The 22,023-nt window shown below is 70.7% G+C and carries 19 protein-coding genes and 1 pseudogene; 9 read left to right on the top strand and 11 right to left on the bottom strand.

The annotated features are described in order from the left end of the window. The first annotated feature begins 28 nt into the window (after window positions 1–28). Window positions 29–1,099, top strand: coding sequence for a serine protease (locus EWH70_RS06135; protein WP_130474295.1), 1,071 nt, complete (start codon window positions 29–31; stop codon window positions 1,097–1,099). After that, a complete protein-coding gene (locus tag EWH70_RS06130) occupies window positions 1,096–1,314 on the top strand; it encodes a hypothetical protein (protein ID WP_130474294.1) in 219 nt (72 codons plus the stop codon). The genes EWH70_RS06135 and EWH70_RS06130 overlap by 4 nt, the downstream gene beginning before the upstream one ends. Here the strand turns inward: EWH70_RS06130 and EWH70_RS06125 are convergent. Then, window positions 1,308–2,321 carry an aldose 1-epimerase family protein gene (locus tag EWH70_RS06125; protein ID WP_130474293.1) on the bottom strand — a complete coding sequence of 338 codons (1,014 nt, stop codon included), beginning with the start codon at window positions 2,319–2,321 and terminating at the stop codon, window positions 1,308–1,310. The two genes, EWH70_RS06130 and EWH70_RS06125, sit on opposite strands and share 7 nt — an antisense overlap. Before the next feature lie 118 nt (window positions 2,322–2,439). On the opposite strand from EWH70_RS06125, the gene EWH70_RS06120 reads away from it, so the two are divergent. Continuing rightward, window positions 2,440–3,693, top strand: a complete 1,254-nt coding sequence (locus tag EWH70_RS06120) for a glycosyltransferase family 4 protein (RefSeq protein ID WP_130474292.1) — start codon at window positions 2,440–2,442, stop codon at window positions 3,691–3,693. A 473-nt stretch (window positions 3,694–4,166) separates the two neighbouring features. Here the strand turns inward: EWH70_RS06120 and EWH70_RS06115 are convergent, their stop codons facing one another. From EWH70_RS06115 to aceA, 3 genes are all read right to left on the bottom strand, one after another. Continuing rightward, the gene (locus EWH70_RS06115) at window positions 4,167–5,159 is read right to left on the bottom strand and encodes a M28 family metallopeptidase (RefSeq protein WP_130474291.1); all 993 of its coding nucleotides are present in this window, start codon (window positions 5,157–5,159) and stop codon (window positions 4,167–4,169) included. A gap of 177 nt (window positions 5,160–5,336) precedes the next feature. After that, window positions 5,337–6,938: a malate synthase A gene (gene aceB / locus EWH70_RS06110; RefSeq protein ID WP_130474290.1), complete on the bottom strand. Its 1,602-nt coding sequence runs from the start codon at window positions 6,936–6,938 to the stop codon at window positions 5,337–5,339. Window positions 6,939–7,036: 98 nt separating this feature from the next. After that, window positions 7,037–8,320: an isocitrate lyase gene (aceA, locus tag EWH70_RS06105; protein ID WP_130474289.1), complete on the bottom strand. Its 1,284-nt coding sequence runs from the start codon at window positions 8,318–8,320 to the stop codon at window positions 7,037–7,039. A 204-nt stretch (window positions 8,321–8,524) separates the two neighbouring features. On the opposite strand from aceA, the gene EWH70_RS06100 reads away from it, so the two are divergent. Continuing rightward, window positions 8,525–9,949, top strand: coding sequence for a short-chain fatty acyl-CoA regulator family protein (locus tag EWH70_RS06100; RefSeq protein WP_130474288.1), 1,425 nt, complete (start codon window positions 8,525–8,527; stop codon window positions 9,947–9,949). 100 nt (window positions 9,950–10,049) lie between these two features. Here the strand turns inward: EWH70_RS06100 and EWH70_RS06095 are convergent, their stop codons facing one another. Beyond that, window positions 10,050–10,799: an acyltransferase gene (locus EWH70_RS06095; RefSeq protein ID WP_130474287.1), complete on the bottom strand. Its 750-nt coding sequence runs from the start codon at window positions 10,797–10,799 to the stop codon at window positions 10,050–10,052. 36 nt (window positions 10,800–10,835) lie between these two features. On the opposite strand from EWH70_RS06095, the gene EWH70_RS06090 reads away from it, so the two are divergent. Continuing rightward, complete coding sequence (locus EWH70_RS06090; RefSeq protein ID WP_130474286.1) at window positions 10,836–11,798, top strand: nucleoside hydrolase; 963 nt, start codon at window positions 10,836–10,838, stop codon at window positions 11,796–11,798. Window positions 11,799–11,800: 2 nt separating this feature from the next. After that, window positions 11,801–12,925, top strand: a complete 1,125-nt coding sequence (locus EWH70_RS06085) for a C40 family peptidase (protein ID WP_240686831.1) — start codon at window positions 11,801–11,803, stop codon at window positions 12,923–12,925. Here EWH70_RS06085 and EWH70_RS06080 read toward each other — a convergent pair. After that, a complete protein-coding gene (locus tag EWH70_RS06080; protein WP_130474285.1) occupies window positions 12,895–13,518 on the bottom strand; it encodes a TetR/AcrR family transcriptional regulator in 624 nt (207 codons plus the stop codon). The two genes, EWH70_RS06085 and EWH70_RS06080, sit on opposite strands and share 31 nt — an antisense overlap. 73 nt (window positions 13,519–13,591) lie before the next feature. On the opposite strand from EWH70_RS06080, the gene EWH70_RS06075 reads away from it, so the two are divergent. Then, window positions 13,592–14,551: an NADP-dependent oxidoreductase gene (locus EWH70_RS06075; protein WP_130474284.1), complete on the top strand. Its 960-nt coding sequence runs from the start codon at window positions 13,592–13,594 to the stop codon at window positions 14,549–14,551. Between the two features lie 21 nt (window positions 14,552–14,572). On the opposite strand, the gene EWH70_RS06070 is transcribed toward EWH70_RS06075, so the two are convergent. Then, complete coding sequence (locus EWH70_RS06070) at window positions 14,573–15,607, bottom strand: LLM class flavin-dependent oxidoreductase (protein ID WP_130474283.1); 1,035 nt, start codon at window positions 15,605–15,607, stop codon at window positions 14,573–14,575. Window positions 15,608–15,636: 29 nt separating this feature from the next. Between EWH70_RS06070 and EWH70_RS06065 the strand changes: the two genes are divergently transcribed. Next, window positions 15,637–16,020 (top strand): nitroreductase/quinone reductase family protein, encoded by a 384-nt coding sequence (locus EWH70_RS06065; protein ID WP_130474282.1) that lies wholly within the window; start codon window positions 15,637–15,639, stop codon window positions 16,018–16,020. Between the two features lie 10 nt (window positions 16,021–16,030). On the opposite strand, the gene EWH70_RS06060 is transcribed toward EWH70_RS06065, so the two are convergent. Then, complete coding sequence (locus EWH70_RS06060; protein WP_130474281.1) at window positions 16,031–16,948, bottom strand: NADP-dependent oxidoreductase; 918 nt, start codon at window positions 16,946–16,948, stop codon at window positions 16,031–16,033. A gap of 92 nt (window positions 16,949–17,040) precedes the next feature. On the opposite strand from EWH70_RS06060, the gene EWH70_RS06055 reads away from it, so the two are divergent. After that, entirely contained in the window at window positions 17,041–17,940 is a 900-nt protein-coding gene (locus tag EWH70_RS06055; RefSeq protein WP_130474280.1) for an AraC family transcriptional regulator, read from the top strand. A 9-nt stretch (window positions 17,941–17,949) separates the two neighbouring features. Here EWH70_RS06055 and EWH70_RS06050 read toward each other — a convergent pair whose 3' ends face one another. The 3 genes and pseudogenes from EWH70_RS06050 to dnaE form a co-directional block, all read right to left on the bottom strand. Next, window positions 17,950–18,282: a DUF3817 domain-containing protein gene (locus tag EWH70_RS06050; protein WP_130474279.1), complete on the bottom strand. Its 333-nt coding sequence runs from the start codon at window positions 18,280–18,282 to the stop codon at window positions 17,950–17,952. 76 nt (window positions 18,283–18,358) lie between these two features. After that, window positions 18,359–19,087 (bottom strand): class I SAM-dependent methyltransferase, encoded by a 729-nt coding sequence (locus EWH70_RS06045; RefSeq protein ID WP_130474278.1) that lies wholly within the window; start codon window positions 19,085–19,087, stop codon window positions 18,359–18,361. 4 nt (window positions 19,088–19,091) lie between these two features. Continuing rightward, window positions 19,092–22,023: pseudogene (gene dnaE / locus EWH70_RS06040) on the bottom strand (DNA polymerase III subunit alpha); the annotation flags it as partial.

Below are 22,023 nucleotides of genomic sequence, written 5' to 3'. Positions count from 1 at the left end.
AGGCACATCCAACGAAAGGTGCGATCGCATGATCGAGAACAACATGTTCCCCGAGGAGTACGCGCCCCTGGCGGCCGTCCAGGCTGAGACGGAAGCCGACCTGCTCGCCCGGCAGAACGTTGTCGGCGTGGCGCTGGGCACGAAGTACACCGGCGGTACCGACACCGGCGAGCGCGCGATCACCGTGCTGGTCGACGCCAAACTGCCGCGGGACACCGTCCGCGCCGCGGACCTGGTTCCCGCCGAACTGTCCGGCTTCCAGACCGACGTACAGGAGGTCGGCGTCCTGCAGGCAGGCACCGCGGGCCTGCCGACGGCCCCACCGAAGGAGAACGGCGCGCTGCTGGCCACCGACGACACCGGCGAGGTCACCCTGTCCAGGCCGGACGAGGCCGCCCGTCAGCAGGCCGGGCCGTACCTGCTGGCCAAGCGCTTCCGGCCGGCGTTCGGCGGCGTCAGCGTCGGCCACTTCAAGATCACCGCCGGTACGTTCGGCACGGCCGTCTACGACACCGCCGCGTTCCCCGGCAAGCCGGCGCGGTACTACATCCTCAGCAACAACCACGTGCTGGCCAACTCCAACGCGGCCTCGATCGGCGACCCGATCCTGCAGCCCGGGCCGTTCGACGGCGGCACGTTCCCCGCCGACACCATCGCGCGGCTGTCCCGGTTCGTTCCGATCAAGTTCATCCAGGCAGGCCAGCCGATCCCGCTGAACTTCGTCGACGCGGCGATCGCCGAGGGCCAGTTCCACGACCTCGACCGCCGCATCTACTGGGTCGGCGACCTCCGCGGTGTCAACGCGGCACCCGCGGTGGGCACGGTCGTGCAGAAGACCGGGCGCACCACCAACTGGACCACCGGCCGGATCACCAACATCAACGCGACCGTGGACGTCAACTACGGCGGCGGCAAGGTGGCCCGGTTCGCACAGCAGCTGCTCACCACCGACATGTCGGCAGGCGGCGACTCGGGCAGCCTGGTGGCCGACCTCGACGGCAGGGCCGTCGGCCTGCTGTTCGCCGGTTCACCGGTGGTGACCGTGGTCAACCGGATCGCGCTCGTGCAGGCACTGCTCGGCATCAGGGTGCACCCGTGACACAGTCCGACGTGGACGCCGCCCTGGCCGCCGCCACCCGCTGGCTGGACGAGGTCCCCGGCGTGGTCGGTGTCGGCCAGGGCGAACTCGCCGGCACGCCGACCGTCGACGTGCTGGCGACCGACCCCGAGACCGCGGCCGAGCGCCTGCCCGGCCAGCTGCTCGGCATCCCGGTGCGGGTGCTGTCCAGCGGAGGTCCGTTCGAGGCTCAGTGAACCCGCATACCCCAGGTGCCCTGCCAGCGCCCGCCGCGGTCGAGGGTGACCAGGCCGTCGCCGGTGTTGAACGCGTTGGGCGCGCAGCTCACCGGCTCCACGGTCAGTCCTGATCGCGGTGCGTGGCCCTGCGGGAAGTCGTCGGTGTAGACCTGCAGGTAGTCGTAGCCGGAATCCATCCACAGCCGCACGTTCTGCCCGCCGGGCCTGGTGAAGCCGACGACCGCCAGCCCGTCGGGCCCGCGCCGCAGGTCGCGGAACGCCGTGTCCATCACGGTGGCACCGACGGTGCGGCGCTGCCGGAAGTCGTACGGCGTGCCCTCGACCGGAGCCGTGCCGGTGGGGATGAGCCGGTCGTTGACCACGTAGTACGTGCTCGCGCCCAGCTCCAGGTCCATCCCGTCGAGCTTGCCGGACGCGGCGCGGATGTAGGTGTGGTTGGCGGTGCCGAACGGCGCGGGCCCGGATCCGATGTTGTGCGCGGTCAGCGTGTTCGTGACGCCGTGGGCGTCGAGCCGGTACTCGGCGCGGAACCGCAGGTGGAACGGGTAGCCGTAGTGCGGGTGCTGCTGGGTCTCCAGCACCACCCGGTCGCGGGTGTGCCGGACCGGCGTCCACTCGGTGAAGCTGAGCAGGCCGTGCAGCGCGGTGTCGCGGCCCGGTTCGTTGATCGGGACGGAGTACTCCTTGCCGCCGAAGGTGTAGCGGCCGTGGTCGATGCGGTTGGGCCAGGGCAGGATCGTCTTGCCCATGTAGCCCTCGCCGATCGAGTCGGCGGAGTGGGTGAGCAGCAGTTCCTCGCCGTCGCTGCGCCAGGACAGCAGCGTGGCCGACACCCCGGCGACCACCGCGCGCTGACGTCCGCGGGCCAGCTCGTACAGGCGGCCAACCGCGGTTTGCCTGCCCCGGTCGGTGGCCTCGCCGGCCGCGGCCGGCGAGGCCGCAGCCACTGTCGCCGCGCCGGCCAGCGCGGCTCCCACGGCAACCCTGCGACTCACTGGAGACATGGGCTGTCCTCTCTTGTCGACTCTTGTCGATTCCTGTGGGATACATTGGCCGATCCGCCGGACTGGTGCAATCGGCCGGGCGTGCGTCCGGCTCTTGACTCACGAGTAACCTCCAGACATGCGTGTGCTGATGCTGTCCTGGGAGTACCCGCCCGTCGTCGTCGGCGGCCTCGCGCGGCACGTACACGCTCTGGCCAGGCATCTCGCGGCCGACGGGCACGAGGTGGTCGTGCTGTGCAGGCACACGGCGGGCACCGACGCGGCGACGCATCCCCGTACCGACCGGGTCGTCGAGAACGTCCGGATCATCCGGGTCGCCGAGGACCCCATGCACGTGACGTTCGAGCGTGACCTGGTGGCCTGGACGCTGGCGATGGGCCACGCCATGATCCGCGCCGGATCGGACCTGCTGCGCGACTGGCGGCCGGACGTCGTCCACGCCCACGACTGGCTGGTCACCCACCCCGCGATCGCGCTGGCCGAGATGGCGCGGGTGCCGCTGGTCGGCACCATCCACGCCACCGAGGCGGGCAGGCACTCGGGCTGGCTGTCGCATCCGCTCAACCAGCAGGTGCACTCGGTGGAGTGGTGGCTGGCCAACCGGGCCGACGCGCTGATCACCTGCTCGCAGGCCATGCGGGCGGAGGTCGGGCACCTGTTCGAGGTCGATCCCGCCGAGATCACCGTGATCCACAACGGCATCGAGGAACGGGGCTGGCAGGTGCCGGTCGAGCAGGTCGAGCACGCGCGGCTGACCTACAGCCCGGAAGGCGCACCACTGCTGCTGTACTTCGGCAGGCTGGAGTGGGAGAAGGGCGTCCAGGACCTGCTCAGCGCGCTGCCGCGGGTCCGCAGGGCACATCCGGGGACCCGGCTGGTGGTCGCGGGCAAGGGGCGGCACCTGGAGGAACTGGTCGAGCAGGCCCGCAAGCTGCGGGTCCGGCGGGCCGTGGACTTCGTCGGGCACCTGTCCGACGCCGACCTGCGGGCCGTGCTGGCCGCCGCCGACGCCGTCGTGCTGCCCAGCCGGTACGAGCCGTTCGGCATCGTCGCGCTGGAGGCGGCCGCCGCGAAGGCGCCGCTGGTGGCGTCGACCGCGGGCGGGCTCGGCGAGGTGGTGATCGACGGCCAGACCGGCCTGGCGTTCACCCCCGGTGACGTGGGCGCGCTGGCGGCGGCCGTCGAGACGGTGCTGGCCGACCAGCGTGCCGCCCGCACCCGGGCCGACGCGGCGCAGGCCCGGCTCGCCGCCGACTTCGACTGGGCGCGGATCGCCAGGGAGACCGCCGCCGTCTACCGCAGGGCCCGCCCCGGCGAGCCGGTCGAGCTGGGCCGCCCCAAGATCGCCACCGGCAACGCCTTCTCGCCCTGACCGGAGCACTAACGCTCCCTTGCTGCCTTACGGGTGGGGCTGGTGTGGTGGCGTGGATGCCGTGTCTGGGGCAGGCCGAGATGGCTGGTCTCGAGCGCAGAACTCACGATGTGGACGCCGGTTCTCACGTGGTGCCGGGCCCGCACGAACGGGCCCCTCGCGAGTCCTCCGTTCCCGACCCGCGAGTCGACCGTTCCGGACCCGCGAGTTGCACGTTCCCGCTCGCCTGGTCCCACTGTCCGGCACGCCAGTTCCAGATCGCGAGACCAGTCTGTCATCGGCTGGCCGAACGGGCCGTTCGCGCGACCGCGCCGGGCCGGAGCACGAGTTTCGCGTTCCTGAACACGTCATTCGCGTTCCGGAACGCGAATGACGCGCTCCGGACCACCCGACTTTGCCGGGGCCCTGACCGGAGCACGTGAAGGCCACCTTCAGCACGTGAGACGTGGTGAAGGTGGCCTTCACGTCCGGGGTTACAGCGGGCAGCGCCAGCAGATGTTGGTGGTCGACGGTGCCGAGGCACCGATCAGCGAGTAGACGGCGTGTGCGATCACGTCGGTGTGCCGGTCCAGCGCGGTGGCGTTGATGTTGCTCGTGGTGTCACACGAGCGGTGGTAGCACCGGTCGAACGCGACGCCCGCCTGGCCGCCCCACTTCTGCGCCTGCGCGGAGGTCATCCTGCCCTCGGCGCCGCTGAACGTGCCGCCGACCGGGATCCCCGCCCTGGCGAACGCCGCGTGGTCGGAGCGGCCACCGACACTGGTCAGCTCGGTCTGCACACCCTTGGCCTGGAAACCCTGCTGCAGCAGGGTCTGCAGCGCCGCCGAGCCGGACGGCTGCCCGGAGGCGGAGTACACGAAGTACGCCGGGTTCGGCGAGCCGATCATGTCGAAGTTCAGGTACGACTTGATGGCCGAGCGCTGCGTGCCGGTGAGGCTGTTCACGTAGTAGGTCGACCCGATCAGGCCCAGCTCCTCGGCACCCCACCAGGCGAACCGCAGCCCCTTCGCCGGCTTGACGCCCTGCTTGGCGACGGTCAGCGCGACCTCCAGCAGACCGGCCGAACCGGACCCGTTGTCGTTGATGCCAGGGCCCGCGCTCACGCTGTCCAGGTGACCGCCCGCCATGATCACGTTGTTCTGGTCGGTGCCGGGGAAGTCGGCGATCAGGTTGTACCCGGTGGCGCCGGAGGTGGTGAAGGTCTGCACCCTGGTCTGGTACCCGGCGGCGTCCAGTTTGGACTTCAGGTGGTTCACCGACGCCAGGTAGCCGGGACGGCCGTGCGCGCGGTTGCCGCCGTTGCTGGTGGCGATCCGCTGCAGGTCGTTCAGGTGGGCCTGGACGTTGGCGACCGGGATGTCCGGCGCGGCAAGGGTCTTGACGGGCGCCGCGGCGGCGGGAACGGTGGACATCGCCACCGGTACGGCCAACGCGGCCAGCAAGGCTAGGGCGGGACGCAGTTTCATCGGACGTGGCTCCTCGGGGACGGGCGAGAAAGCTGGTCCCGCGAGCCTCGCTGTCCACACCCCGGGAAAACAATCCGGGGACCACTAGGTACCACTACGTAAAACCGGATGCCGTGAAGGGGGCCCTCACGGCATCAGACGCCGTGAGGGCCCCCTTCACGGATGCGGGACCCGGACTCAGCCGGCCAGGTGACGCGCGTAGGCGGCGGTGGTGAAGAAGTTGGGCAGCTTCTCCCCCAGCGCCGTCTCGGCGAAGATCGCCTTCGCGTCGTCGAGACGGTTGCCCGCGCCGAGGTCGGCGCGCACCGAGTCCAGTTCCTCCTCCAGCATCGACGTGACCAGTTCCCTGGTCACCGCCGTGCCGTCGGTCAGCTTGGTGCCGTTGCGGATCCACTGCCACACCTGGCACCTGGCGATCTCCGCGGTCGCCGCGTCCTCCATCAGGCCGAAGATGGCCGCCGCTCCCGTGCCACGCAGCCATGCGTCGAGGTAACGCAGCGCGACGTTGACGTTCGCGCGCACGCCCTGTTCGGTGACCTCGCCGCCTGCGCTGGCGACGTCGAGCAGGTCGTCCGCCGTCACGACGACGTCCTCGCGCAGCTTGCCCAGCTGGTTGGGCCAGCCGCCGAGCACCTCGTCGAACACCTCGCGGCAGACCGGGACCAGGCCGGGGTGGGCGACCCAGGAGCCGTCGAAGCCGTCACCGGCCTCACGTTCCTTGTCCTGGCGCACCTTCTCCACCGCGGCGGCGTTGACCTCCGGGTCGCGGCTGGGGATGAACGCCGCCATGCCGCCGATCGCGTGCGCGCCCCGCAGGTGGCAGGTGCGCACCAGCAGTTCGGTGTAGGCCCGCATGAACGGCACGGTCATCGTCACCTGCGCGCGATCGGGCAGAACGAAGTCCGCGCCGCGCTCGCCGAAGTTCTTGATGACGCTGAAGATGTAGTCCCACCGGCCGGCGTTCAGCCCGGCGGCGTGCTCGCGCAGCTCGTACAGGATCTCGTCCATCTCGAACGCCGCGGTGATGGTCTCGATCAGCACGGTGGCGCGGATGGTCCCCCGCGGGATGCCCAGTTCCCGCTGCGCCAGCGTGAACACGTCGTTCCACAGCCGCGCCTCGAGGTGACTCTCCAGCTTGGGCAGGTAAAAGTACGGGCCGCTGCCGCGCGCCAGCAGCTGGCGGGCGTTGTGGAAGAAGTACAGGCCGAAGTCGACCAGCGCGCCGGCGACCGGGCGGCCGTCGATGCGGATGTGCTTCTCCACCAGGTGCCAGCCACGCGGGCGGACGACGATCGTGGCCGGGTCGTCGCCGATCCGGTAGTGCTTGCCGTCGCGGGTGCTGAAGTCGATGTCACGGCGGATCGCGTCGTACAGGTTGATCTGCCCGGACACGACGTTGTCCCAGGTGGGCGCGGTGGCGTCCTCGAAGTCGGCCAGCCACACCTTCGCGCCGGAGTTGAGCGCGTTGACCGTCATCTTGCGGTCCGGCGGGCCGGTGATCTCGACCCGGCGGTCCTCCAGGCCCGGCGCCGCGCCGGCGACCTGCCAGGACTCGTCGGAGCGGATCCGCGCGGTCTCCGGCAGGAAGCCCAGCGTCTCCTCCCCGGTGGCGAGCTTCTCCCTGCGCAGCCGCCGCGCGTCGAGCAGTTCCCGCCTGCGGCCGGCGAAGGCGTTGTCCAGCAGGGCCACGAACCGCAGCGCGGCCGGGGTGAGGATCTCGTCGTACCGGTCGCCGGTCTCGCCGGAAACCTCGATGCGGTAGTTCAGCAGGTCGGTCATCTCGCCCTCCAGGGGTGGAGAAAGGGGGCCGCCCCGCACGTCCGACCGTGCGGGCGGTCGTCGCCGGGACGCGGGGGCGGCACCCCTGGGTCAGCAGGTCAGAACTGCGCTTCCTCGGTCGAGCCCTTCAGCGCCGTGGTGGAGCTGTCCGGGTTGAGGGCGGTGGCCACCTGGTCGAACCAGCCGGTGCCGACCTCGCGCTGGTGCTTGGTCGCGGTGTAGCCGCGGTCCTCGGCGGCGAACTCGCGCTCCTGCAGGTCGACGTAGGCGGTCATGCCGTCGGCCGCGTAGCCCTTGGCCAGGTCGAACATCGAGTAGTTCAGGGCATGGAAGCCGGCCAGCGTGATGAACTGGAACTTGTAGCCCATGTGGCCGAGCTCGCGCTGGAACTTGGCGATGGTCGAGTCGTCCAGGTGCTTGCGCCAGTTGAACGACGGCGAGCAGTTGTAGGCCAGCATCTGGTCCGGGTACTTCGCCTTGATGGCCTCGGCGAATTCGCGCGCGACGTCCAGGTCCGGCTCGGAGGTCTCCATCCAGAGCAGGTCGGCGTAGCGGGCGTAGGCCAGGCCGCGGTCGATGCACGGCTCGATGCCGTTGCGGACCTTGTAGAAGCCCTCGGCGGTGCGCTCACCGGTGATGTACTTCTGGTCGCGCTCGTCGACGTCGCTGGTGATCAGCGTCGCGGCCTGCGCGTCGGTGCGGGCGATGATCAGCGACGGCACGTCGAGCACGTCCGCGGCGAGGCGGGCGGCGTTCAGCGTGCGCTCGTGCTGCTTGGTCGGGATGAGCACCTTGCCGCCGAGGTGGCCGCACTTCTTCTCGGACGCCAGCTGGTCCTCCCAGTGCACGCCCGCGGCACCGGCCGCGATCATGCCCTTCATCAGCTCGAACGCGTTGAGCGGGCCACCGAAGCCCGCCTCGGCGTCGGCGACGATCGGGGCGAACCAGTCGATGTCGGTGTTGCCCTCGGCCCAGTTGATCTGGTCGGCGCGGCCCAGCGCGTTGTTGATCCTGCGCACCACCGCGGGAACCGAGTTGGCCGGGTAGAGGCTCTGGTCCGGGTAGGTCTGGCCGGCGAGGTTGGCGTCGGCGGCGACCTGCCAGCCGGACAGGTAGATGGCCTTCAGGCCGGCCCGCACCTGCTGGACGGCCTGGTTTCCGGTCAGCGCGCCGAGCGCGTGGACGTAGTCCTCGGTGTGCAGCAGATCCCACAGCCGCTCCGCGCCGCGGCGGGCCAGGGTGTTCTCCTCGACGACGCTGCCGCGCAGCTTGATCACATCGGCCGCGGTGTAGGTCCGGTCCACACCCTGCCAACGGGGCTCGCTCGCCCACTTCTCGGCGAGCTGCTTCGCTGCCTGCTCCCGGTTGACCGTGTCTGCCATTGGATCTCCCACGTTGCGAACTTTGCGATTACTCGCCTGCTTGCAGCGACCATGACATGGCCTGCGGAAACGTCGCCAGAGCTCCAATTTGCCAATTTGTGCGAAGTTTCCCTAGCCTGTTCGCGAAGGCTGCGAAGCCGCGGTTCGCAGATCTCCCGGTCAGGGGGATCTTGACCGTTTACTGGATCGGTTACGGAGCACGCAGTGGACAAGACGTTCGCCGGCGCGAAACTGCGCCATCTGAGGGAAACGCGGTCGATGAGCCAGGCAGACCTGGCCCGGCTGCTGGAGATCTCCCCCAGCTACCTCAACCAGATCGAGCGCAACGCCAGGCCGCTGACCGTGCCGGTACTGCTGCGGATCACGCAGGCGTTCGGGGTCGACGCGGAGTTCTTCGCGAACACCGACACGGCCCGCCTGGTCGCCGACGTGCGCGAGGCCCTGCTGGACGAGGCGCTCGGCGTCCAGGTCTCCCCGAGCGAGATCAACGAGCTGGCCAGCAACCAGCCGTCCATCGCGCAGGCGCTGGTCCAGCTCCACCGCCGCTACCGCACGGCGGTGGAGAGCACTGCCGCGCTGGTCACCGAGGACGGCAGGGGCGTGCACGGCAGCGCCGCCGCGCCGCTGCCGCACGAGGAGGTTCGCGACTTCTTCTACGAACGGGAGAACTACGTCGCCGAGCTGGACGAACGGGCCGAACGCATGGCCGTCTCACTGGGCCTGCGACGCGGCGAGGTCCGCAACGGCCTGCGCGAGCGGCTCACCGACACCTACGACGTGCGGGTGACCAGCGAGGGCATCGACGAGAACGCTGGCGAGCAGCACCGCTACGAGCCCAGGGCGCGGGTGCTGCGGCTGGCGCCGAGCCTGCGCATCGGGCAGCAGGCGTTCCGGATGGCTTCCCAGATCGCGTTGCTGGAGTACGACGACCTGATCACCGAACTGGCCGACTCGTGGGCGTTCTCCGGCCCGGCGGCCCGTTCGCTGGCCCGGATCGGGCTGGCGAACTACTTCGCGGGCGCGCTGATCCTGCCCTACCGGACGTTCTACGAGCGGGCCGAGGAGTTCCGCTACGACATCGAGCTGCTCTGCGACCACTTCGGGGTGGGCTTCGAGACCGTCTGCCACCGGCTGTCCACGCTGCAGCGGCCCCGGCTGCGGGGCGTGCCGTTCTCGTTCGTCCGGGTGGACCGCGCGGGCAACATGTCCAAGCGGCAGTCCGCGGCCGGCTTCCACTTCTCCCGCGTCGGCGGCGCCTGTCCGCTGTGGACGGTGTATGAGGCGTTCACCGCGCCGGGCAAGATCCACACCCAGATCGCCACGCTGCCCGACGGCAAGAGCTACTTCTGGATCGCGCGCACGGTGTCGCGCAACATCGGCGGCTTCGGCAGCCCGGGCAAGACGTTCGTCATCGGGCTGGGCTGCGAGCTGCGGCACGCGCGGCGGCTGGTCTACTCGACCGGCCTCGACCTCGACGACCGGGCGGCGTCGACGCCGATCGGCATGGGCTGCAAGGTGTGCGAGCGGCCGGCCTGCCCGCAGCGGGCGTTCCCCACGATCGGCAAGCAGCTCACCGTGGACGAGAACACCAGCACCTTCGTGCCCTACCCGGCGGTGCCGAAGGCCTGAGGTCAAGCTCGTGAAGGCCACCTTCATTACGTGTGACGTGGTGAAGGGGGCCTTCACGTGCTTTGGCGCCCGGCCGCGCGCGCGAGGGGCAGCCGGCCCGTCAGTCGAGGGCCTGGCGCAGGGCCTCGTCGGCCTTGCGGGCCATGTCACGCACCGCGGCGCGGCGCTCGGCGTCGGCCTCGTAGTCGGCACGGCGGTCCTTGACCACCCGCGCCGGGGAGCCGACGGCGATCGCGTAGTCGGGGACGTCCCCCCGCACGACGGCGTGCGCACCCAGCACACAGCCCCGGCCGACCCGGGTGCCCTTCAGCACCGACACCTTGGTCCCGATCCAGGTGTCCGGCCCGATCCGCACCGGCGCCTTGACGATGCCCTGGTCCTTGATCGGCAGGGTGATGTCGGCCGTGACGTGGTCGAAGTCGCAGATGTAGACCCAGTCGGCGACGAGCGTGGCCGCGCCGAGTTCGATGTCGAGGTAGGCGTTGAGCACGTTCTGCCTGCCGAACACGGCCTTGTCACCGATGCGCAGCGAGCCCTCGTGGCAGCGGATGGCGTTGCCGTCGCCGATGTGGACCCACCGGCCGATCTCCATCCGGCCGTAGCCGGGGCGGCAGTGGATCTCCACGTCCTTGCCGAGGAAGACCATCCCGCGCAGGATGATGTGCGGGTTCGCGATCCGGAACTTCAGCAGCCGCCAGTAGCGGACGAGGTACCAGGGGGTGAACGCCCGGTTGCGCAGCACCCAGCGCAGCGAGTCCCGCGTCAGGAACCGCGCCTGCTGGGGGTCCCTGCGGGCTCGCCGCCACGCGCCCAGCCGGGAGAGCACCGGGGAACCCCACATGGAAGTCATGCGCCAGACGATAACCTGCAGGGGGAAGGGAGTGCTGTGGGGACCAAACTGATCATCGACACCGACCCTGGCGTCGACGACGCCTTCGCGATCGCGCTGGCGGCACGCAGTGCCGACGTCGAGCTGCTGGGGCTCACGACGGTCTACGGCAACGTGCCGCTCGAGGCCACCACGCGTAACGCCCAGCGGCTGCTGGCGCTGTTCGGGCGCAAGGACGTCCCGGTGGCGGCAGGTGCCGAACGGCCGCTGGTCTACCCGTTCCCGAAGCCCCGCGACTACGCCGTGCACGGCGAGGACGGCCTCGGTGGATCCGAGGGGCTGCCCGACCCGCTGCGCGACATCGAGCCCGTCGACGCCGTGACCATGATGGTCCAGTTGCTGGAGGCGTCCGACGAGCCGGTGACCATCGCGCCGATCGGGCCGCTCACCAACATCGCGCTGCTGCTGGCGGCCCACCCCGGGATCCGGGAGAAGATCGCCCGGCTGGTGATCATGGGCGGTGCCGTGGCGGGCGGCAACATCAGCTCGGCGGCGGAGTTCAACATCTGGGCCGACCCGGAGGCCGCCCGCAGGGTGCTGGTCGAGGAGTCGGTGCCGACGGTCCTGGTACCGATGGACCTGACCCACCGCTGCGCCGTCGACGCCCCGTGGCTGGACTCGCTGGCCGCGTCCGGGCCGGTCGGTGCCGGACTGAACGCCCTGACCACCGACTACCGCGCCTACTACCGCACGATCCTCGGCAGCGAGGGCATGGTCATGCACGACGCGGTGGCCGTCGCCGAGGCCATCAGCCCGGGCATCCTGCAGACCCAGAGCTGGCCCATCGACGTCGACTGCGGGTTCGGCCCGGCACGCGGCGCCACGATCGTCGACCGGCGCACGCCGGAGGCACCCGACGGCGGCGGCAGGCCGCCCATTCCGCCGACGGTGGACGTCGCCGTCGACACCGACCTCGACGGGCTGCGCACGTTCGTCCACGACCGGATCGCGGGGGTGTGAGGGTGTCCGAGGAACCGGCTCCCCAGGTACCGGCCCGGCGGCGGTGGCTCTACACCGGCCTGGCACTGGCCGCCGTCGGCGCGCTGGTCGCCGTGCTCACCCAGCTCGCGCCACCCGACCCCGCGCCGACCGTCTCGGCGGCCCCCGCCCCCGCCGCGGAGCAACCGCCCGCCCCGTCCACGCAGCCCGAGGCCGCGGTACCCGACGACGAGGCGCAGCTGAACGAGTGGGTCACCAAGGTCTCCGGCTGGCTGGACATCCCGCCGCGGGCGATGCTCGGCTACGCCAGGGCGACGGTCACGCTCACCGCCGAGGAGCCCAAGTGCAACGTTTCCTGGGTGACGCTGGCCGGCATCGGCAAGAACGCGAGTGACCACGGCAGGGCGGGCGGCGGACTCGGCGACGCGGGCACGGCGGCGAAGCCGATCGGCACGGTCGAGGTGCGGGACTTCTACGGCAAGCCGGTGTCGAAGGCGGGCTCGTCCGGCCCGATGCAGCTGCCGCCGGAGGTGTGGAACGGCTGGAAGCGCAGCCACACCGGCACCGCCGAACCGGACATCCAGAACATCGACGACGCCGCGCTGACCGCGGGCCGCGCGCTCTGCGCCGACGGCAGGGACCTCTCCGACGGGCCGACCTGGTGGGAGGCGGTGCGCTCGGTCCAGGACGCCCCGCTGTTCCTGCACCGGGTGCTGGCGACGGCCAACGTCTACGGCACGGTCATCAAGGACAACGCCCCGCCGAACCCGGCCGTGCTCAAGGCCGTCACGTTCGCCATCGACAAGATCGGCCTGCCCTACGTGTGGGGCGGCAACGGCACCGAGAAGGGCGACGCCGGGTTCGACTGCTCGGGCCTGACCACCGCCGCGTACGCCAGCGCGGGCATCACGCTGAAGCGCACGGCGCACTGGCAGTACGGCAGCGTTCCGCTGGTACCGAAGGAGACCGAGCCCAAGCTCGGCGACCTGATCTTCTACGGCAACCCGTCGACGAAGATCCACCACGTCGGGCTCTACGTGGGCAACCGGCAGATGGTCGACGCGCCGACGTTCGGCCAGGCGGTACAGGTGCACCCCTACCGCAAGCCGAACGACAGCTACGCCGGAGCGGGCCGTCCCGCCGCCTGACCGTCGTCGCGGCCTGGGCACGGAGCGGCAGGCCGGAGTCCGTCCATCAGCAGGTCCAGCAGGCGAGCCGCCATCGCGGCGTGCTCGGGCGTGCCGGCCACGGTGAAGATGCCGATGAGCGAGGCGGCGATGTCCTCGGCGGGGACGTCGGCGCGGAGTTCCCCGCTCGCCCGGCCGGCTTCGAGGATGTCCTCGATGGCCCCGAGCAGCTCGGTCCGGGTGTGGGCATGGGCGATCTCGCCCGACTCGACCATCGCGAGCAGCGTGTCGAGCATCCCGTTCTTCGTCGCGATCCACTCCCCGAACAGGTCCATCCAGCGTCGCAGCGCCGCGGGCGGGCCGAACTGGGCGAGTAGCTCACGGGCACCGGCGGTCAGTCGCGAGACCTGGTCCTGGTAGACCGCCTCGACCAGCGACTCGCGGGTGGGGAAGTGCCGGTAGAGGGTGGCGATGCCGACCCCGGCCTCGTTGGCGATCGCGCGCATCGACGGCTCGGCCTCGGCAGAAGCGAACAAACGGGTCGCCACGGCCAGCAGTTGCCTGCGGTTGCGGGTCGCATCCGCTCGCGGTTTACGGCTCTCCGCGGCAGCCAAAACGGATCACGCTCCACTTGCGTTAGACTGGGATCACTAACCGAAGCGTAGTCCGTTTCAGGAGACAACGAGCATGACAGAACCGAGCGTCACAGCGTCGGCGGCGACGGGCCGGGCGGTCCAGTTCGAGTCGTTCGGCGGACCGGAGGCCCTCAGCGTCCGCGAGGTACCCGTGCCGCAGGCCGGCCCGGGGCAGATTCGCGTGCGGGTCACCGCGGCGGGCCTGAACCCGATGGACTGGTTCATGACCTCCGACGCGGAGACCGCCGCACGATTCGGCTTGAGCCTCCCGTGTGGATTCGGCACCGACTACGCCGGGATCGTGGACCAGATCGGCGACGGCGTGAGCGAGTTCGGGGTCGGCGACCGGGTGTTCGGCGGCGCACTGTCCCGCGCGGTCGCCGACTACGTCGTCGTGGACGAGGCGGGAACCATCGCGGTGGGCGGACAGGCGCACCGCACCCCCGACGGCGTCGACGACGGCACCGCCGCCACCCTCTCGATCGCGGGCTGCACGGCGGCCGCGGCTCTGGCCGTGGTCGGCCCGGGCCCCGGCGACACGGTGCTCATCGGCGGTGCGGGCGGCGGGGTAGGTGTGTTCGCCGTCCAGCTCGCGCGCCTCGCGGGTGCGCGCGTGATCGGGACGGGGTCGGCGACCTCGGCCGACGCCCTGCGAGCCCTGGGAGCCGAGCCGGTCACCTACGGCGACGGCCTGGCCGACCGGGTCCGTGCGCTGGCTCCCGCCGGCATCACCGCGGCCATGGACCTGCACGGGACGGACACCGTGCGGGCGGCACGCGAACTCGGCGTGCCGGACGAGCGCATCACCACCATCGCCGCCCAGATCGACGGCATCACGCCGGCGAACGGCGCCAACGCGGCCGCCGGGGCCATCGAGGAGATCGCCGGGCTGGTCGCGTCGGGCAGGCTCCGGGTGCCGATCGCGGCACGTTTTCCGGTCGAGCGGATCCAGGCCGCGGTCGAGCTTCAGGCGGGCCGGCACGTGCACGGGAAGGTCGTCATCGACCTCTAGTGTCCCGAGGACACTAGCGAGTCACCAGACCGACCGGATCTCGGCCATCTCCCTCGGCGGGTCGACCACCGGCTGGATGACGATCTCGTCGACACCCGCTTCGGCCAGGGCGGCGACGCGGGCACGGAGTTCGTCCGCGGTCCCGACCAGGGTCAGTGCGTCCATCAGCGCCGGGGTGATCAGATCCCGGTCCTCCGGGGCGATCCGTCCCAGGTAGTTCGGGTAGAGCCTGGTGTAGCGGTCCGGCGCGGTGGCCGTCGTGCCCCGCCGGTCGAGCAGGCGGCGCACGGCGTCACGTTCCTCGGCTCCGAGCCCGGCGGCGGCCGCCGGGGTGTCGGCGGCGAAGGCCAGCATCGACGACACGACGTGGCCCACCGCGTCCCGGGCCGCGTCGCCGTAGGGGTCGGCGCCGTCGGCGAGGACGTGCAGCGCGGTGATCAGGTACGAATCGCCGGTACGGGACGTGGCCGCGGCCTCCCCGCGAGCCGCGTGCAGTGCTTGCCACGCCGCGGGATCCAGCAGTCCGAACGAGACGAGTCCGGCGTCGCGGCGGCCGGCGACGGCGGCGGCCTTCGGCCCCAGCGCGGCCACCACGAACTCGATCGGGTCGGCGGTGTTCACCTGCCGCCCGGCATGCAGGAACCGGACGTCACTGACCCGGTCGCCCTCCCGGTACTCGACCGGACGTCCGGCACACAGCCCCTGGAGCGCGGCGGTGAACGTCTCCAGCTCGGCCGTCGTGGCCGGCGACATGCCCAGGGTGCGCCGGGCGGTGTTCCCGGTGCCGACGCCGCAGGCGATCCGGCCCGGTGCCAGGGCGTTGAGGCTGGCGAACCCGCTCGCCGCGGCGGGCGCCGACCGCAACGCGGGCGAGGTCACCGCGATCCCGAGCTTGATCCGGCTGGTCGCCCGCGCACACGAACTCAGCGCCACGAACGGATCCCCGTGGACCATCGGCGTGTCGTACACCCAGAAGCTGCTGAACCCCAGCTCCTCGGCCCGCACGGCCAACTCGGGTGTCTCAGGATGGGCCGCTACCACGATGCCGGTACGCATGGCACCACCGTCGCACATACGGTCGGGGTATGAGCGATCGTAAATTCCGGGCGGTCACCTGGGTCCAGCGCAGGATCAACCCGCTGCTGCGACTGCTGCCCGTGCAGACCCTGCTGGAGACGACCGGCCGCCGCTCAGGGCAGCCCCGGCGGACGCCGATCGGCGGGCGTCGCCGGGGCGACACGTTCTGGCTGGTGTCCGAGCACGGCGAACGGTCGCAGTACGTACGCAACATCCAGGCCGATCCCCGGGTGCGTGTCCGCCTGCGCGGGCGGTGGCACCCGGGCACGGCGCACCTGGTTCCCGGCGACGACCCGGTGGCCCGGCTCCGCGGACTCCCCCGGCTGAACAGCACGGCCGTCCGCGTGCTCGGTACGGATCTGCTGACGATCCGCGTCGACCTCGACGGCTGAACGCCCGCCCTCACACCGCAGGCAGCACGATGACCTTGCCGCGGATGTCGCCCTTCTCGCTCCTTCGGTGGAGGTCGGCGAGTTCGCCGAGCAGGCGGCGTTCGGTGACCTCGACGGTGATCACGCCGTCGTTCACCAGCCCCACCAACGCATCGAGCTGGGCGGCGTCGTTGCGTGCCACGACGTGTGCCGTGGTCACGCCGGTGCCGTCCGGTGCCTCGAATTCGTTGGTGGCCGAGACGATGCGGCCCCCCGGCCGGACGAGCCGGGCCAGCGCGCGGGCCTGCGGCGGGTCGAGGCCGACGAGGTTCACGACGTCTACCTGGTTGCCGAGTGCGGTGCTCAGGGCCGTGGTGGTGTAGTCGACGACCTGGTCGGCGCCGTATCGCAGGACCGTCTGCCTGCTGCGCGGACTGGCGGTGGCGATCACGTGTGCCCCGGCGTGCTTGGCGAGCTGGACGGCGAACCCGCCGATGCCGCCACCCGCCCCGTTGACCAGAACCCGCTCACCGGCGACGAGCCGGGCACGCTCGATCGCCTGCCAGGCCGTCAACCCGGCGAGGGGGATGGCGGCCGCATCGGCGAGGGAAACGGCGGTGGGCGCTGCGACCACCGTCGTGGCGCCGGCGACGGCGAACTCCGCGGCCGCGCCGTCGGTCCAGCCGATGACCCGGTCGCCGACCGCTGGACCGGTCACCCCCGCACCGAGTTCCGCGACCGTGCCCGAGACATCCCAGCCCAGCGTGAGCGGCAGGGCTATCGGGACCAGGTCACGCAGCGCGCCGTTCCGCAACGCCACCTCGGTCGGATTGAACGACGTCGCGGCGACCTCGATCAGTACCTGACCGGGCCCGGGCACCGGACGTGGGATCTCCTCGATCCGGATGACGCTCGCGTCGCCGTGCTGATGAATCCGTGCGGCTTTCATGATCTCCACCGTAGGAATCCCGGCTGAGACAAGCCATGTGTCATAGCCGCTCATTCATTCGTGATCGTCTTCGGTGGCCTAGGGTCGCCGTCGTGGATGTGCTGAGCGACGTGCTGTCCGTGCTGCGGCACGGCCGACCGAGGTCGGCCCTCGTGACGTGGCACGCTCCGTGGGCGCAGCAGTTCGCGCCGGTACCCGGTGCCGTGGGGTTCCGGGTGATCGTGCGAGGCAACTGCGTGCTCGTCCCGGCCGGTGCCGCACCTCTCCGGCTCGGCGCGGGTGACGTCGTGCTCCTGCCGCACGGACGTGGGCACGTGCTGGCCGACAGCCCGGCGACGCCACCGGCCGCTCACCTGTGCGACCCCGCCACCGCCGATCCCCCCGGCAGCCGGGCCGTCGACGACGCCACCGAACCGTCGACCGTGACGCTGTGCGGCGCCTACGAACTCGCCCCGCCCGGCCACCATCCCTTGCTGAGGGACCTGCCCGACGTCATCCGCCTGAACGCCGGCGGTCACCCCGAACTGAAGGCCGCGGTGGACCTGCTCGGTACCGAACTGACGCTGCCGAAGCCGGGCGCGGACGCCGCCGTTCCCGCGCTCCTCGACCTGCTGTTGCTGTACGCCCTGCGCGCCTGGCTGGACGTGCCGGATACCGGCTGGGCGGCGGCGTTGCGTGACCCGGCTGTCGCTGCCGCGCTGCACGCCGTCCACCAGGACCCCGCACACCCGTGGACCGTCGCGTCACTGGCGATGCTCACCGGCTTGTCCAGAGCGCCGTTCGCGAGGCGGTTCAGCGAGCTGGTCGGCCAGCCACCGGTGCGGTACCTGACCTGGTGGAGGATGACGATCGCCGCCCGGATGCTGCGCGAGTCCGACGCGGCGCTCGACGTCATCGCCGGCGCGGTCGGCTATCAGTCGCAGTTCGCGTTCGCCGTCGCGTTCAAACGACAGCACGGCGTCGCACCCGGCAGGTACCGGAAGTCGCCCTGAATGGTCAACTCACGGGGCGGGAACGGTGGACTCGCGGCGGTCCGCTCCCAGGCGCCCGGTACGGGTGGCCCAGCGCTCGAACAGCACGGTGCCGAACGGCGGAATGCTGGCGACCAGCGCGAGCACGGTGGTGCGGGCATCCCAGCGCAGCGACGCGCGCACCAGCAGCGCGGCGATCACGTAGGCGACGAACACCACGCCGTGGATCGGGCCGAAGATCTTCACGCCGATCTCGTTGCCGATCACCACGTACTTGAAGAACATGCCGATCAGCAGACCGGCCCAGGAAACGGCCTCGGCCAAGGCGAGCAGGCGGAACCGTCCGATGGCGCTGGTGAGCACGAAGCGTCCCTTCGGGTGGGGGATATGTCCCGATTGTAGGGACGGCCAGGTTGCCGCCGTTGACGGGCTTCCCGGGTTACCGCGCGATCGTGATGATCTCCCGGCTGGTGGCCGTGAACGGCCCGCCGGACCAGTCGCCGTAGCGGTCCGCGACGGTGAACCCCGTCTCGGCGAGCAGTTCGTCCAGCCGCGCGGCGGTGAGGAACCGCAGCGTGCTGCGGCTGACCCTCGGCTCGGCCCAGGGACCGCTGAACACCCCGGTGAACGTGACGAACTCGCCTTCGACCCGCTCCACCTCGTTCCACGCCCGCAGCACCGTGCCGTCCGGCCCGGTGACCTCCGTGACGTGCTCGGGCGTCCACCGCTCCCACGCCCGCGCTGCCGGATTGCGGGTCTCGAACGCGAACCGGCCACCGTCGGCGAGTGCGCGGCGCACCCGGCGGAACAGGGTCCGGATCTCGTCGTCGGTGAGCAGCACCTGGAACGCGTGGCCGGTCATGATCGCCAGGTCGAACCCGCCCGTCCAGGAAATCGCCGACGCGTCGCCCGGCACCCATTCGATGTCGGTCCGGGTACGGGCCACGGCGAGCATGCCCTCGGCGGGGTCGACGCCGGTCAGCCTGCCGGTGTGGCCCTCCTGCCTGGCCCGGTGCAGCAGCAGGCCGGTGCCGCAGCCGACGTCCAGCACGGAACCGGCCGCCATGATCAGCCTCAGGTAGAACCCGGAGTCGCCACGCTCGTGCCACGGGTTGACCAGGTCGTAGAACGACGCCAGCTCGGCGTCGGAGTACTGACGATCGACCACCCGCTCACCCTGGTCGCCCGGCGTCGGCGGCGGCAACCGAATATCCGTCGGCCGCCACCCCCGGGATGCCCTTCAGCTCGCCGAGCAGTCCGGAACCGACCCGCACCGGGTAATCGTCCAGGGCGTACAGCCGCTCCCGCGTCCCGGCGACGAGCCGCAGCCGCACCGGCGTGTCACCGCGGTGTGCGAGCAGCGTCCGCCGCAGCTCGGTGACGACGTCCTGATCCAGCCCGTCCGCGGCCACCCGCAGGACGAACGGCTCCTCCGGGGCCGCCGACAACTCCAGCGACGTCACCGCCGCGCCGAACACCGACATCCGTTCCTCCCGCCAGTTGACCCTGCCGGTGACAACCACCGCCTCGTCCTCCACCAGCCACGCGCCGAACAACGCGTAGGACTTGGGGAAGAACAGCACCTCCAGCGAGGCGTCCATGTCCTCCACCGTGCAGATCGCCCACGGCTCGCCCTTCTTGTTGACCCGCCGGTCCACCGACGTGACCAGGCCGGCGACCACCACCTCGCCCTCGCGCGGCGGGTCGGCGAGCAGCCCGGCGATCGGCTTCGGCGCGTGGCGGCGCAGCTGTGCCTCGGCGCCGTCCAGCGGGTGCGCCGACACGTACAGGCCCAGCATCTGCCGTTCGTGTGCGAGCAGTTGCTTGCGGTCGAACTCCCCGGCGTCGACGCGCAGGTGCGCCAGCGGCGAGGACTCCTCCGCCGGACCGTCCACTCCGAACAGGTCGAACTGGCCCATGGCCTCCCGCCGCTTGAGCGGCACCACCGCGTCGACGGCCTCCTCGTGCACCCGCAGCAGGCCGAGCCTGCTGGCGCCGAGCGAGTCGAACGCGCCGGCCTTGATCAGCGACTCCAGCGCCCGCTTGTGGCAGACGGCCAGCTCCGAGCGGGTGAGGAAGTCCTGGAACGAGGTGTACTTGCCGGTCCGTTCCCTGGTCCGGATGACCGAGTCGACCACCCCGGCACCCACGTTGCGGACCGCGCCCATGCCGAACCGGATGTCGGCGCCGACGGCGGTGAACCGCGGACCGGACTCGTTGACGTCCGGTGGCAGCACCCTGATGCCCAGGCGGCGGCACTCGGACAGGTAGACGGCCGACTTGTCCTTGTTGTCACCGACGGAGGTGAGCAGCGCGGCCATGTACTCGGCCGGGTAGTTGGCCTTGAGGTAGGCCGTCCAGAAACCCACCAGTGCGTACCCGGCGGCGTGGCTCTTGTTGAACGCGTACCCGGCGAACGGCAGGATCGTGTCCCACAGTGCCCGCACCGCCTCCGGCGAGAAGCCGCGTTCGAGCATCCCAGCCTCGAAGCCCTCGAACTCCTTCTCCAGCACCTCTTTCTTCTTCTTGCCCATCGCGCGGCGCAGCACGTCGGCGCGGCCCATGGAGTACCCGGCGACCCGCTGGGCGATCTGCATGATCTGTTCCTGGTAGACGACCAGGCCGTAGGTCTCGGCGAGGATGTCGCGCAGCGGTTCGGCCAGCTCCCGGTGGATCGGCTCGATGGCCTGCCTGCCGTTCTTGCGGTCGGCGTAGTTGTTGTGTGTGTTCATCGCCATCGGGCCGGGCCGGTACAACGCGTTGACGGCGATGATGTCATCGAAGCCGGTGGGTCCCATGCGGCGCAGCAGTTCCCGCATGGCCACGCCGTCGAGCTGGAACACGCCGAGGCTCTCGCCCCTGCCGAGCAGCGCGTAGGTCTCCGGATCGGTCGTCGGCAGCGTGTCGAGGTCGATGTCCTCGCCGCGGTTGGCCTTGATGTTGTCGATGGCGTCGCCGATGACGGTGAGGTTGCGCAGGCCGAGGAAGTCCATCTTCAGCAGGCCGATGGCTTCGCAGGAGGGGTAGTCCCAGCCGGTGATGATCGAGCCGTCGTCACGCTGCCACAGTGGGATGGACTCCATCAGCGGCTGCGAGGACATGATCACCGCACACGCGTGCACACCCGCGTTGCGGACCAGGCCCTCCAGCCCGCGGGCCGTCTCGAAGATCGTCGCGACGTCGGCGTCGCTCTCGATGAGGGCACGGACCTCGGCGGCCTCGCCGTAACGTTCGTGGGACGGGTCGACGATCCCGGACAGCGGGATGTCCTTCGCCGCGACCGGCAGGGGCAGCGCCTTGGAGATCCTGTCCGCGATGGCGTAACCGGGCTGTCCGAAGTGGACGCGCGCGGAGTCCTTGATCGCGGCCTTGGTCTTGATGGTGCCGAAGGTGATGACCTGGGCGACCTTGTCTGCGCCGTACCTGTCGGTGGCGTAGCGGATCATCTCGCCGCGCCTGCGGTCGTCGAAGTCCATGTCGATGTCGGGCATGGACACCCGTTCCGGATTCAGGAACCGCTCGAACAGCAGGCCCAGCTCGATAGGGTCGAGGTTCGTGATGCCCAGCGCGTAGGCGACCAGTGAACCCGCGGCCGAGCCCCGGCCCGGCCCGACGCGGATACCGACCTCGCGGGCGTGGGCCATCAGGTCGGCGGTGATGAGGAAGTAGGCCGGGAAGCCCTTCTCGGTGATCACGCCGATCTCGAACTCGGCGCGTTCGACGTAGGCGTCCGGCACTCCGGCCGGCAGCCGCCTGCGCAGGCCGGCCATGACCTCGTGGTGCAGCCAGGACGCGGCGTCGTGGCCGTCGGGGACCTCGAAGACCGGCATCCGGTCCCGGTGCGCGTAGACCTCCTCGTAGGACGCCACCCGCTCGGCGATCAACAACGTCGAGTCCGCCGCACCCGGCACCTCGACATCCCAGTACTCCCGCATCTCCGCGGCAGACTTCAAATAATACCCGTCACCATCAAACTTTGAACCGATTCGGATCATTCAGCGTCTTACCCGACTGCACACACAACAAAGCCGAATGCGACGCAGCCTGATCCTTCGTCACATAATGCGAATCATTCGTCGCCAACGGCGGAAGCCCCAGCTTCCG

Source organism: Amycolatopsis suaedae, assembly GCF_004214935.1.
In the GTDB taxonomy this organism is placed as follows: domain Bacteria; phylum Actinomycetota; class Actinomycetes; order Mycobacteriales; family Pseudonocardiaceae; genus Amycolatopsis; species Amycolatopsis suaedae.
This window is presented reverse-complemented; position numbering and strand designations above follow the sequence as displayed.